The 13442-nt window shown below is 70.5% G+C and carries 10 protein-coding genes; 6 read left to right on the forward strand and 4 right to left on the reverse strand.

Features of this window, described 5'->3' with window-relative positions:
* Positions 1 to 3: 3 nt before the first annotated feature.
* A complete protein-coding gene (locus ACQPZQ_RS36795) occupies positions 4 to 750 on the reverse strand; it encodes a (2Fe-2S)-binding protein (protein ID WP_433288705.1) in 747 nt (248 codons plus the stop codon).
* 415 nt (positions 751 to 1165) lie between these two features.
* Between ACQPZQ_RS36795 and gltB the strand changes: the two genes are divergently transcribed.
* A complete protein-coding gene (gene gltB / locus ACQPZQ_RS36800) occupies positions 1166 to 5731 on the forward strand; it encodes a glutamate synthase large subunit (protein WP_433288707.1) in 4566 nt (1521 codons plus the stop codon).
* Entirely contained in the window at positions 5724 to 7178 is a 1455-nt protein-coding gene (locus ACQPZQ_RS36805) for a glutamate synthase subunit beta (protein WP_433288709.1), read from the forward strand. The genes gltB and ACQPZQ_RS36805 overlap by 8 nt, the downstream gene beginning before the upstream one ends.
* 82 nt (positions 7179 to 7260) lie before the next feature.
* Here the strand turns inward: ACQPZQ_RS36805 and ACQPZQ_RS36810 are convergent, their stop codons facing one another.
* Together ACQPZQ_RS36810 and ACQPZQ_RS36815 are read right to left on the reverse strand one after the other, a co-directional pair.
* On the reverse strand, positions 7261 to 7713 hold the full coding sequence (locus ACQPZQ_RS36810) for a hypothetical protein (protein ID WP_433288712.1): 453 nt from the start codon (positions 7711 to 7713) through the stop codon (positions 7261 to 7263).
* 226 nt (positions 7714 to 7939) lie between these two features.
* Positions 7940 to 8986, reverse strand: coding sequence for a cation diffusion facilitator family transporter (locus ACQPZQ_RS36815; RefSeq protein WP_433288714.1), 1047 nt, complete (start codon positions 8984 to 8986; stop codon positions 7940 to 7942).
* Between the two features lie 232 nt (positions 8987 to 9218).
* On the opposite strand from ACQPZQ_RS36815, the gene ACQPZQ_RS36820 reads away from it, so the two are divergent.
* Complete coding sequence (locus ACQPZQ_RS36820; protein WP_433288716.1) at positions 9219 to 9785, forward strand: peroxiredoxin; 567 nt, start codon at positions 9219 to 9221, stop codon at positions 9783 to 9785.
* 10 nt (positions 9786 to 9795) lie between these two features.
* Here the strand turns inward: ACQPZQ_RS36820 and ACQPZQ_RS36825 are convergent, their stop codons facing one another.
* Positions 9796 to 10623 (reverse strand): LLM class flavin-dependent oxidoreductase, encoded by an 828-nt coding sequence (locus ACQPZQ_RS36825; RefSeq protein WP_433288718.1) that lies wholly within the window; start codon positions 10621 to 10623, stop codon positions 9796 to 9798.
* 79 nt (positions 10624 to 10702) lie between these two features.
* On the opposite strand from ACQPZQ_RS36825, the gene ACQPZQ_RS36830 reads away from it, so the two are divergent.
* From ACQPZQ_RS36830 to ACQPZQ_RS36840, 3 genes are all read left to right on the forward strand, one after another.
* On the forward strand, positions 10703 to 11179 hold the full coding sequence (locus ACQPZQ_RS36830) for a MarR family winged helix-turn-helix transcriptional regulator (protein ID WP_433288720.1): 477 nt from the start codon (positions 10703 to 10705) through the stop codon (positions 11177 to 11179).
* 114 nt (positions 11180 to 11293) lie between these two features.
* The gene (locus ACQPZQ_RS36835; protein ID WP_433288722.1) at positions 11294 to 12055 is read left to right on the forward strand and encodes a 3-hydroxybutyrate dehydrogenase; all 762 of its coding nucleotides are present in this window, start codon (positions 11294 to 11296) and stop codon (positions 12053 to 12055) included.
* Positions 12056 to 12131: 76 nt separating this feature from the next.
* A complete protein-coding gene (locus tag ACQPZQ_RS36840) occupies positions 12132 to 13418 on the forward strand; it encodes an MFS transporter (protein WP_433299535.1) in 1287 nt (428 codons plus the stop codon).
* The last annotated feature ends 24 nt before the right edge of the window (positions 13419 to 13442 follow it).

The raw sequence follows: 13442 nt of genomic DNA on the forward strand, positions 1-13442 counted from the left end.
TCGTCACGCGCGTTGTTCCCTGGCCTGCAGCACGCAGTCGCCGCACAGGCCCCCGCCCGGCACGCGGTAGTACAGACAGCAGCTGCGCCGCCGGAACGACCAGAGGCGGTCGGGATCCACGGGCGGGAGCAGATCTCCGGTGCCGGCGAACCGTCCGGCGGCGAGGAGCCGCTGTGCCACCGCTGCGGCGCGATCGGCCGCCTCGGGGCGCTGTGCCACCACGAGCCGCTTCGCGCTCGCCACCGCCGAGGCGGCGTTGCCCCACAGCACCCGCTCGGCCACCGCCACCTGAGCACGCACGGCGGTGACGAGCGGTTCGAGATGCTCGTCGAGCAATGCTGTGGCGAGCGCCTCGGCTGCGGACGTGACGTCCGGCACGGGAACCGCGTCGGGCTCGGGACACCACAGCGGCCACGGACCGCTCTCCGTCGCGCGCCAGTGCAGGGCCCGCGGGGTCAGCCGCGGCAGCACCCCGTGCAGGACGGCGGCAGCGAACGGTGCCGACACCACGAGCGCGGCGATGCCTTGGAACGCGATGGATGCGGCGACCCTGTCGTCCACGTCCTGCCCGTCGGGACCGCCGAGGACACCGCGCACGTGCGCGATCCGGTCGCGCAGCGGGGCAGGATCGGTGCGGAGGTCGAGCATCGGGCGCCAGCAGGCGTCGGGGACCTCGGCGGAACCGGTGGTGACCGCGAAGAACGGACCGAGCCGGGAGACGTCGGCCAGGACCGCCCGAGCATTCATCATCGTCCGGCCCCTCATCGCCCGGCGCCTCATCTCAGCGTGCTGGGGCGACCACCGTTCGTTAACGAACCGTACACAATACCTGCTACCTGGCCGAAACGAGGCACGTCGCGTTGGTCATCGTGGTCACTACTGCTCTTACTGGCGAATAGCGGTATTGACATGCGACATTATCTCCGGCGATCCCGCACCCGCTGACGTGTGCGCTCGCACGCGCGCGCAAGAGCCGGCCACGCCTCACGATGGCGTACGGCCGTCAGGTCGGCTCCGGGGGACAACCGGGGTCACCGCACTGCGCCGCAACCGGTCCCCGCCACAACAGGCGTCGGACCGAACCGGTCCGTTACTTTGACGTTCCTACACCACGTCGTCCCGATGCGAAGTGTCGGGGTGCGCACCGAGACGACAGGAGGCACTCATGGCTGAGAACCCAGCGGGTACCTCGAAGGGGCTCTACGCCCCCGAGTTCGAGCACGACGCCTGTGGCGTCGCCATGGTCGCCGACCTCGCCGGTCGCCGCGACCACGCCATCGTCCGAAAAGCACTCACCGCGCTGCTGCGGATGGAGCATCGCGGTGCCCGAGGCGCCGAAGTAAACACCGGAGACGGCGCGGGCATTCTTCTCCAGGTACCGGATGAGTTCCTCCGTGCCGTCGTCGACTTCGAGCTCCCCCCGGCGGGCGCCTATGCAGTGGGCACCGCCTTCCTGCCGGCGAACGCCGAGAAGGCCGACGCCGCAGTCCTGGAGATCGAGCGCCTGGCCGCCGAGGAGAACCTCCGGGTCCTCGGCTGGCGCGACCTGCCCGTCAAACCGGATGCGGCCGATATCGGCCCCAGCGCCCGCGCCGCCATGCCGAGTTTCCGCCAACTGTTCGTCGCCGGCGTCGAGGACCTCCCGGATGCTCCCACCGGGATCGCGCTGGAACGGCGCTCCTTCTGCCTGCGCAAGCGGGTCTCGCACGAGACGGGCACCTACTTCCCCAGCCTGTCGCCGCGCACCATCGTCTACAAGGGCATGCTCACCGAGCCGCAGGTCGAGGCGTTCTACCCGGACCTGTCCGACGAGCGTGTCACGAGCGCTCTGGCCGTGGTCCACTCGCGGTTCTCCACCAACACGTTCCCCGCTTGGCCGCTGGCGCACCCGTACCGGTACGTGGCGCACAACGGCGAGATCAACACGCTGCGTGGCAACCGCAACTGGATGGCCGCGCGCGAGGCGCTGCTGAAATCCGACCTCATCCCGGGCGACCTCGAGCGCCTCTCCCCGATCGTCACTCCGGACGCGAGCGACTCGGCCACGTTCGACGAGGTGCTGGAGCTGCTGCACCTCGGCGGGCGCAGCCTGCCGCACGCGGTGCTGATGATGATCCCGGAGGCGTGGGAGAACCACGAGGAGATGGACCCGGCCCGCCGGGCCTTCTACGAGTTCCACTCCACGCTCATGGAGCCGTGGGACGGGCCGGCGCTCGTCGTGTTCACCGACGGCACGCAGATCGGTGCGGTGCTCGACCGCAACGGGCTGCGACCGGCCCGCTACTGGGTCACCGAGGACGGCACGGTCGTGCTCGCCTCCGAGGTCGGCGTGCTCGACGTCGAGCCGTCCGCCGTGGTGCGCAAGGGCCGGCTGGAGCCGGGCCGCATGTTCCTCGTCGACACCGAAGCGGGCCGCATCGTCGACGACGCCGAGATCAAGGGCGCGCTGTCGGCCGAGCACCCCTACGCCGACTGGCTGCACGCCGGGGTGATCCCGCTCGAGGAGCTCCCCCCGCGCGAGCGGGAGATGCCCACCCACACGGCACTGACGCTGCGCCAGCTGTCGTTCGGCTACACCGAGGAGGAGCTCAACATCCTCCTGAAGCCGATGGCGAGCGCGGGCGCCGAGCCGATCGGATCGATGGGCAACGACGCTCCTCTCGCCCCGTTCTCGGAGCGGCCGCGGCAGCTGTACGACTACTTCACCCAGCTGTTCGCGCAGGTCACGAATCCGCCGTTGGACGCGATCCGCGAAGAGCTCGTCACCTCGCTGCGGTCGCTGCTCGGCCCGGAGCAGAACCTCCTCGAGGCGAGCCCGGCCAGCTGCCGCACCGTGGTGCTGCCGTTCCCGGTGCTCGGCAACGACGACCTCGCCAAGATCATCCACATCAACGACGACGGTGAGTTCCCCGGCTTCGCGTCGTACACGGTGCGGGGTCTGTTCCGCGCCGCGGACGGCGGGAAGGGGCTGCGGACACGGCTCGACGAGATCAGGGCCGAGGTGTCCGAGGCCATTGCGGGCGGCGCCCGGCTCATCGTGCTGTCGGGCCGAGGGGTCGACGCGGAGCACGCACCGATCCCGTCGCTGCTGCTCACGGGCGCGGTCCACCACCACCTCGTCCGGGAGCGCACCCGCACGATGGTGGGCCTGATCGTCGAGTCCGGCGATGCCCGCGAGGTCCACCACATCGCGCTGCTGCTCGGCTACGGTGCGGCGGCGGTCAACCCCTACCTGGCGATGGCCACTGCCGAGGATCTCGCCGAGCGCGGCGACATCCCCGGCGTCGACGCCCCGACCGCGGCGAAGAACCTGGTCAAGGCGCTGGGCAAGGGCGTGCGCAAGACCATGTCGAAGATGGGCGTCTCCACCGTGGCGTCCTACACCGGCGCGCAGATCTTCGAGGCCGTCGGGTTGGGCGAGGAGGTCATCGACGCCTGCTTCCGCGGCACCACGTCGCGGCTGGGTGGGGTCGGCTTCGAGGTGCTGGCCCATGAGGTCCTCCAGCACCACCGCCGCGCCTTCCCCGCCGACGGGGTGCGCCGGCAGCACAAGTCGCTGGAGACCGGCGGCGAGTACCAGTGGCGCCGCGAGGGCGAGCTGCACCTGTTCAACCCGCAGACGGTGTTCAAGCTGCAGCACTCCACGAGGTCGGGCCGCTACGAGATCTTCAAGGACTACACCCGCCAGGTCGACGACCAGGCGGCCAGGCTCATGACCCTGCGCGGGCTCTTCCGGTTCAAGGAGGGGTTGCGTCCGCCGGTGCCGATCGACGAGGTCGAGCCGGTGGAGGAGATCGTCAAGCGGTTCGGCACGGGGGCCATCTCCTACGGGTCCATCTCGCAGGAGATGCACGAGACGCTCGCGATCGCGATGAACCGTCTCGGCGGCCGCTCGAACACCGGGGAGGGCGGCGAGAACCCCGAGCGGTACACCCCCGATGCCAACGGCGACAGCAGACGCAGCGCCGTGAAGCAGGTGGCGTCCGGCCGGTTCGGCGTGACCAGCGAGTACCTGGTCAATGCCGACGACATCCAGATCAAGATCTCGCAGGGCGCCAAGCCCGGCGAGGGCGGTCAGCTGCCCGGCGGCAAGGTCTACCCGTGGATCGCGGAGACGCGGTACTCCACACCCGGCGTCGGGCTGATCTCACCGCCCCCGCACCACGACATCTACTCGATCGAGGACATCAAGCAGCTCATCCACGACCTGAAGAACGCCAACCCGCGGGCCCGCATCCACGTGAAGCTGGTCAGCCAGGTCGGCGTCGGCACGGTCGCGGCGGGCGTGGCCAAGGCCTACTCCGACGTCGTGCTCATCTCCGGGCACGACGGCGGCACCGGGGCCTCGCCGCTGTCATCGATCAAGCATGCGGGCGGCCCCTGGGAGCTCGGCCTCGCCGAGACCCAGCAGACGCTGCTGGCCAACGGGCTGCGCGACCGGATCGTGGTGCAGACCGACGGGCAGCTCAAGACCGGCCGCGACGTCGTCATCGCCGCGCTTCTCGGTGCCGAGGAGTACGGCTTCGCCACCGCGCCGCTGGTGGTGTCGGGCTGCATCATGATGCGCGTCTGTCACCTCGACACCTGCCCGGTCGGCGTCGCCACGCAGAACCCTGAGCTGCGCAAACGCTTCGACGGGCGCCCGGAGTACGTGGTCAACTTCATGCGCTTCATCGCGCAGGAGGTGCGTGAGCACCTGGCTGAGCTGGGCTTCCGGTCGGTCGCCGAGGCCGTCGGGCACGCGGAGGTGCTCGACACCGACGAGGCCGTGCGGCACTGGAAGACCGAGGGTCTCGACCTGTCACCGGTGTTCTACACGCCGGAGCTGCCTGCCGACGCCTCCCGCCACCGCACGCAGGACCAGGACCACGGGCTCGAGAAGGCGCTGGACAACACACTGATCCAGCTGTGCGAGGGCGCTCTGACGCTGGGCGACAAGGTCCACCTGGACCTGCCCGTGCGCAACGTCAACCGCACCGTCGGCACGATGCTCGGCTACGAGCTCACCCGGCGGTGGGGCGGCGAGGGCCTGCCCGACAACACGATCGACGTCACGCTCAACGGCTCGGCCGGGCAGAGCTTCGGCGCGTTCGTCCCGAAGGGCATCACCCTGCGCCTGGTCGGCGACACCAACGACTATTTCGGCAAGGGGCTCTCGGGCGGGCGGCTCACGCTGCGGCCCGACCCCGCGGCACCGTTCGCCGCCGAGGAGAACATCATCGCCGGCAACGTCATCGGCTACGGGGCCACGTCCGGTGAGATGTTCATCCGCGGCGTCGTCGGCGAGCGGTTCTGCGTGCGCAACTCGGGCGCGACGGCCGTCGTCGAGGGCGTGGGCGACCACGGCTGCGAGTACATGACCGGCGGCCACGTCGTCGTGCTGGGCAGGATCGGACGCAACTTCGCCGCAGGCATGTCCGGCGGGGTCGCCTACGTGCTCGACCTGGCCGCGGGCGACAACTTCCTGGCCAACCGGGTCAACCCGGAGATGGTCGACCTCGACCCGCTCGGCGACGACGACCGTGCGTTCCTGCGCACCGCCGTCGAGCGCCACCACGCGGAGACCGACTCGGCCGTGGCCCGGGCGCTGCTCACCGACTGGGACATCGCCGTCGAGCGCTTCGGCAAGGTCATGCCGAAGGACTACAAGCGGGTGCTGCAGGCCCGCGAGGCGGCCGAGCGCGACGGTCGCGACGTGAACGAAGCAATCATGGAGGCCGCACATGGCTGACCCGAAGGGCTTCCTCAAGGTCCCCCGGGAGACCCCGCACCGCCGGCCGGTGGACCTGCGACTGATGGACTGGCGAGAGGTCTACGAGGAGTTCCCCGACGTTCACCTGGAGCGGCAGGCCAGTCGCTGCATGGACTGCGGCATCCCGTTCTGTCACCAGGGCTGTCCGCTGGGCAACCTCATCCCGGAGTGGAACAACCTCGTCTACCGCAGTGACTGGCGCGAGGCCGTCGAGCGGCTGCACGCCACGAACAACTTCCCCGAGTTCACGGGCACGTTGTGCCCGGCGCCGTGCGAGACCGCCTGCGTGCTGGCGATCAACAGCGACGCGGTCACGATCAAGCAGATCGAGCTGCAGATCATCGACCACGCCTGGCGCGAGGGGTGGGTGACCCCACAGATTCCCGAGACGCGGACCGGACGGCGGGTGGCCGTCGTCGGTTCCGGGCCCGCGGGGCTTGCCGCCGCGCAGCAGCTCTCCCGCGTGGGGCACGACGTCGTGGTCTTCGAGCGGGCCGACCGCATCGGCGGGCTGCTGCGCTACGGAATCCCCGAGTTCAAGATGGAGAAGCACCGGCTCGACCGGCGGCTCGACCAGATGCGCGCGGAGGGCACCGAGTTCCGGGCGTCGGTCGACGTCGGTGTGGACGTCACGGTGGAGGAGCTCCGGTCGGAGTTCGACGCTGTGGTGCTCGCCGGCGGGGCCACGGCGTGGCGTGACATCCCGGTGCCGGGACGCGAGGTCGAGGGCGTCTACCAGGCGATGGAGTTCCTGCCGTGGGCCAATCACGTGCAGCAGGGCGACATCGACGCACCGCCGATCACCGCGGCGGGCAAGAACGTCGTGATCATCGGCGGTGGCGACACCGGCGCCGACTGCCTCGGCACGTCCCACCGCCAGGGCGCGCTGTCGGTCACGCAGCTGGAGATCCTGCCCACACCTCCGGAGCGCCGCACCGACTCCATGCCGTGGCCGACCTACCCGATGGTCTACCGCGTCTCCTCGGCTCATGAGGAGGGCGGTGATCGGCTGTACTCGGTGAACACCACCGAGTTCCTCGCCGACGACGAGGGCAGGCTCAGGGCGCTGTGCCTGGTCGAGGTCAGCCGCGACGAGTCCGGGCGGTTCGTCCCGATCCCGGGCACCGAGCGGGAGCTGCCGTGCGAGCTCGTGCTGCTGGCCATGGGCTTCGTGGGGCCGGAGAAGGGCAAGCTGCTCTCCGACCTGGGGGTCGAGCTCGACGAGCGTGGCAACGTCGCGCGCGACAGCGACTTCATGACCAGCGTGGAGGGCGTCTTCTCGGCGGGTGACATGGGCCGCGGCCAGTCACTCATCGTGTGGGCGATCGCGGAGGGCCGGGCCGCTGCGGCCGGGGTCGACGCGTACCTCACGAACCGGAACGTCCTCCCCCGCCCGATCGCGCCGACAGACCGTCCGATCGCCTGACCCATCAATGCACGAACGGCGCTCTTGCCCGAACTATCGGGCGAGAGCGCCGTTCGTGCGTTTCCGGACGCGGATGCGCCGCTCAGCGGCGCCGGAAATAGCGCGTCGCGCTCGGGCGGAACAGCAGCGTCAGGGCCACGGCCACCGCCGCGATGTGCAGCGTCCGTAGTGCGGTGATCAACAGGCTCGGGCCGTCGGCCGTGGCGAGGAACGCCGCGGGTGACCCGCCTGCCAGCAGCCAGTCCACCGGTTCGACGACGAGCGAGAGCGTGCCGACCCCGCCGAGCAGAACGGCCACCGCCCAGCGGACGGCGTTGCGGCCCGTGTGCAGCGACAGGACGAGCACGACCAAGGCCGTGTAGATCGCGAAACGGACCGCGAGTTCGGTAGGCGCGGGTGGTCCCGGAAGCAGGAGCCAGACGAGCGCCTCGGCCGCTCCCATGGCGATGGCGGCGAGCCAGATCACGACCGAGAGCCGGACCGCGCGAGGAACGGCGGTGACATCGTGGCTGGTGGATGCGGGTGGAGCGGTCACGGTGGCCTCCTGGCGTTGACGTGGTGCCAAGTGTTCGCCGCCACAGAGGAAGGATCCGGCCGGTGCACCCCCCGACCCGAATGGGGGCCAGCCCCCATTCCGAGCCCCACCGCGGGCGGGCCGAGAGAGACCCATCGGGTAAACGAGAAGGCCACGAATCCTGAAACTGATTCAACGATTCCTGGACCATTTACGGCGCCGCTCCCGGCCCGGCCCGCCCGCACCCTCAGTCCGCGGCATTCAGCCCGTCCCGCAAGCGCTGCGCTCCCGCCCCGCCGTAACGGTCGAGCACGCGCCGGCGCATCGTCGGGTCGGCACGTGGCACGGGCTCGAGGAAGACGTCCTCCAGGTCCGGGAAGCGGGCGTGCAGGTCGGCGTCGATCTCGACGCACGCCCGCTCCAGCGACGCCACGTCGAGCCGGTCGTCGAAGTCCAGCCGCGCGCAGAGCAGCACCTGGTCGGTGCCCACGGTCATCGTGAGCAGGTCGACGACCTGGTCGACCTCGGGCCGGGCGGCGAGCGCGTCACGCATCGCGTAAAGGGTGCGCTGGTTCGCCTGGCGCCCGATGAGGAGCCCTGCGTTCGTCCGTCCCAGGATGAACGCCACGCCGGTGAGCAGCAAGCCGATGAGCACGGAGGCCAGCCCGTCCCAGAATCCCGAGCCGGTGACCTGGTGCAGCGCCACGCCGCCGAAGGCGAGCAGGAGGCCGATCAGCGCCGCGGTGTCCTCGAAGAACACGCTCTTCACCGTCGGGTCGTCGGTGGTGCGCAGCCAGGTACTGAACGAGACGCCCTCGCTCGCGGACTCCTGGCGTACCTGGCGCGCCGCCTGCAGCCACGAGATGCCCTCGAGCACGAACGACCCGCCGAGCACGGCGTAGGCCACCCACGCCAGCGTCTGCTCGGCGTCGCTGCCCAGCATCGCCCGGATGCCCTCGATGAACGCGAACACGGCACCGGAGACGAAGATGCACACGGCGGCGATCAGCGCCCAGAAGAAGCGGGCCTTCCCGTAGCCGAAGGGGTGGCGCCGGTCCGGGCGCCGGGTCGACTGCCGTAGCGCCGTGAGTAGGAGTAGCTCGGTGCTGGTGTCGGCGACGCTGTGCGCCGCCTCGGCGAGCATCGCCGCCGAGCCGGTGAGCAGCCCGGCCACGAACTTCAGCACCGCGATCAGGGCATTGACGGCCGTGGCGACCAGGACGGTGAGGGTGCTCTCGCCCCCGCCCTCCCGCGGATTCGCCTCGGGGGTTCCCTGCGCCTTCTCCTCCTGCACGGGCCGAGGCTAAGCGCCTGCACGGACCATTGCCCACCGCCCGTGCCGCCTGGATCGGACTGATCGGCCCGGCGCGTGCGGGGGGTAGCCGCGGCGCTGCCCTGCGCCACGGCACCACATCCGCACGAGCGTCTTCGGCCGCCCGAGCCGTGCCCCTGAGGATTACCGTCGGGGCGAGCCCGAGAGAGCCGTTGCCGGGCCCGTCGAACGTCCCGAGCGCTCAGGAGTACCCGTGACCGACCCGCAGACCCTCCCGGACGATCTGCCGCGCCCCGTCGACGACGGAGCCGCCGACCATCTGCCCGGCACCCCGATGCCGGCCGTGGTGCTGCCCACCACCGGCGGCGAGACGCTCGACCTGGCCACGCTCGGCGCCGGTCGCACGGTTCTCTACATCTATCCGATGACCGGCAGGCCGGGCGCCGACCTGCCGACCGGGTGGGACGAGATCCCGGGGGCCCGCGGCTGCACGCCCGAGTCGTGCGGGTTCCGCGACCACTACGAGGACCTCAGGGCCGCGGGCGCCCAGGCCGTCTACGGCCTCTCCAGCCAGGACACCGACTACCAGCGCGAGGCCGTCGACCGGCTCCGGCTGCCGTTCGCGATGATCTCCGACGAGGACCTCCGGGTGGCCGACGCCCTGCGCCTGCCGACGTTCGAGGCCGACGGGATGACGCTCTACAAGCGCATCACGCTGATCGTGCGCGACGGAACGATCGAGCACGTCTTCTATCCGGTGTTCCCGCCAGGGGAGCACGCGGAGCAGGTGCTCGGCTGGCTTCGGGCAGCCGGCAGCTGACAGCCGCCCGTCACGTGCCGGCGAGTTGCTCCACCACCGGCGCGAGCTGCTCGAGGAAGGCGCTGTTGACGCTGATGTAGGACACGCCGAAGGTGTCGCGCCGGCGCCGCAGCTCGTCGGCCATCTCGGCGGTGCTGCCCCGGAGCATCACGAGTGAGTCGTGCGCGATCAAGGTGGCGGCGTCCAACCCGATGAACCCCTGGATCCACGGCGGCACCTCGGTGCCCACGACGAACAGGTTCATCGCGCGCTCGATGTCGTCGGCCCGTGCACCCGCCGCATCGTTCAGCGTGCGCACCATGCCCGCCATCTCGTCCCGGGTCGCGAGCGGCGCGGCGGCGAGCGTGACGATGTCGGCCTTCTCCGCGGCGAGCGCGATCGCCTTGGGACCGCCCGCGGCGACCAGCACCGGAGTGTGCCGCTCCGAGCCGTCGAGCTCGCGCAGGTGGTCGATGCTCTCGCCCACCTGCTGGAGCCGCTGCGCGGCCGTGCCGAACGGGAGGCCGATGCGCTCCGCGAACTCCCGCACGGCCGGGCGTCCGGTGCCGATGCCGAACTCGAAGCGACCGCCACTGAGGACCGCGAGCGAGTGTCCTTCCCATGCAGCACCCAGCGGCGGACGCAGCGGGCTCGCCAGCACGAACGTGCCGACGCGAAGGGCCTTGGTCGCGTGTGCCGCCACGGCCAGCGAGGAGAACGGCGCGAGCAGCTGCAGGCCGTCGGGCATCAGGAGGGACGAGTAGCCGAGCTCCTCGACCCGGCGGGCGGTGGCGATCCACTCGTCGGGGGTGCCGGTCGGCGTCGCCACGGCTCCGAACCGAAACGTTCTGTCACTCATCTCGTCCCCTCCCTAGCATCGTTGGCAGCGTGAATCGTTCTGCGACGTAAACGATTTGTCAACTGGTACGGTCTTCGGCGTGGTTGCGTCCGTCCCCCGCCTCGAGGACCCGCCAGGGGCCGCGTTCCTGCTCGCAGCGCTCGGCGCGCACGCCGCGGCCCGTTTCACCGAGCGGATCGCAGCACTTGATCTGACGCCCGCACAGACAGGCCTGCTCCGGGCGATCGCCGCCGATCCCGGGCAGAGCCAGCAGACCATGGCGCAACTGCTGGGCACGCCGCCGAGCCGGCTGGTCGGACTGGTCGACTCGGTCGCCGACCGCGGGCTGGTCGAGCGCCGCCGCAACCCGGGCGACCGGCGCCTGCACGCCCTGTACCTCACCGAGGACGGCGAGGCGATCATGGATCGGATCAGCACCGTCGGCCGTGAGCACGACGAGGCGATACTGCGAAGCCTGGACACCGACGATCAGGCGCGACTGCGCGCCCTGCTCCTCCGTGTGGCAGAGGACCAGGGCCTCACCCCGGGCGTGCACCCGGGCTTTCGGCACATCTGAGAAGCGCCTCCGGAGGTCGGGCGCCGGTATGTGGGCGCCCGACACATCCATCCGCCCATCCCTGGTGTCCCGGCACCGCGTAAATCCGCCGCCGCCGCCGTAGCGTTTTCCGGCATGACCTCATCCACACCGCTGCTGGCCGGGCGCACCGCGCTGGTCACCGGTGCGGCGTCGGGAATCGGCGCCGCGATCGTGCGACGGCTGGCGGACGACGGTGCCTCGGTGCTCGCGGTCGACCGTGACGAGGCGGGCCTCAAGGCGCTCGCCGACACCGTGCCCCAGGTCGAGCCACTGCCCTGCGACCTCGGCGACCTCGGCGCAGTCGACGCGCTACCCGCCGCCGTCGACGTACTGGTCAACAACGCCGGCCTGCAGCACGTCGCGCCCGTTCACGAGTTCGACCCCGAGCGGTTCTCGCTGATCCTGCGCGTGATGCTGGAGGCTCCGTTCCGGCTCGCCCGGCGCACGCTGCCCCACATGTACGACCGCGGCTGGGGCCGGGTCATCAACATCTCCAGCGTGCACGGCCTGCGCGCGAGCCCATTCAAGGCCGCCTACATCAGCGCGAAGCACGGCCTGGAAGGGCTGTCGAAGGTGATCGCACTGGAGGGCGCGGCGCACGGGGTCACCAGCAACTGCATCAACCCCGCCTACGTCCGCACGCCGCTCGTGGAGCGACAGATCGCGGACCAGGCGCGCACGCACGGCATCGACGAGGACGCCGTGATCGAACAGGTGATGCTCGGCCCGGTGGCGGTGAAACGGCTCGTCGAACCCGACGAGGTGGCCGAACTCGCCGCTGTGCTCTACGGACCGGCGTCACCGTCCATCTCCGGATCGTCGCTGACCATGGACGGCGGCTGGACAGCTCACTAGTAGAGGAAACGGGGTAGACAACGTGGTCGACCAGCAACAATCCTCATCCAACATCATCAGGGTGGTGGCGGCCAGCATGGCCGGCACCACCGTCGAGTGGTACGACTTCTTCCTCTACGGGGTGGCGGCGGCCGTCGTCTTTCCGGCGGTCTTCTTCCCGTCGAGCGACCCGGCCGCCGGCACGCTGCTCGCGTTGGGCACGTTCGCCATCGGGTTCATCGCGCGACCGGTCGGCGGTCTGGTGTTCGGCCACTTCGGCGACAAGATCGGCCGCAAGACACTGCTCGTGGTCAGCCTGGTGCTGATGGGCATCGCGACCTTCGCGATCGGCCTGCTCCCTGGCTACGCCACGATCGGGGTGGCGGCGCCCCTGCTCCTGGTGATCCTGCGACTCGTACAAGGCTTCGCGCTCGGCGGTGAGTGGGGCGGGGCGGTACTGATCGTCTCCGAGCACGGAGATCCGGCGCGGCGCGGCTACTGGGCGAGCTGGCCGCAGGCCGGGGTGCCCTTCGGCCAGCTCCTCGCCAACGGTCTGCTGTTCCTGCTCTCGGCACTCCAACCCTCCGACGACTTCCTCTCGTGGGGCTGGCGGATCCCGTTCCTGCTCTCCGCGGTGCTGGTGCTGATCGGCCTCTACGTGCGGCTGTCCGTGGAGGAGTCGCCCGTGTTCAAGGACGCGCAGGCTCGCGCGGCCGCTGCGGCCGCGGCCGGCGAGAAGGAGACGATGCCGATCATCGACGTGTTCCGCCGCTACCCGCGGGAGGTGTTCACCGCGATGGGCGCCCGGTTCGCCGAGAACGTCTCCTACTACATCTTCACCATCGTCATCACGACATACGCGACGCAGCGGCTCGGGCTCTCAAGCTCGTTCGTGCTCGGGGCCGTGCTGATCGGCGCGGCCGTGCACCTGGTGACGATCCCGCTGTGGGGCGCGCTGTCCGATCGCATCGGGCGCAAGCCGGTGTACCTGATCGGGGCCGGGGGCGTCGGCGTCTGGGCGTTCGCCTTCATCGCGCTCATCGACACCGAGAACTTCTGGCTCACCACGCTCGCCGTCGTCGGAGGGCTCGTCTTCCACGGCGCCATGTACGGCCCGCAGGCCGCGTTCCTGTCCGAGCTGTTCGGCACGAAGGTGCGCTACTCGGGCGTCTCCATCGGATACCAGCTCGCATCCGTGGTGGCGGGCGGGCTCGCCCCGGTGATCGCGGTGGCCCTGTACACCGAGTTCGACAGCGGCTACGCGGTCGCGGTGTACGTGGCGCTCAGCGCGTTGGTGACGATCCTCGCGGTCGCCACCTACGGCGAGACCCGCACCCGTGACCTCGCGGCGGACCCCGCGCTCTCCCGTAGCGCGGCCCGCTGAACACCGATCACGGCGGTGGCATGA

The organism is Pseudonocardia sp. CA-142604 (assembly GCF_050948475.1).
In the GTDB taxonomy this organism is placed as follows: Bacteria; Actinomycetota; Actinomycetes; order Mycobacteriales; family Pseudonocardiaceae; genus Pseudonocardia; species Pseudonocardia alaniniphila.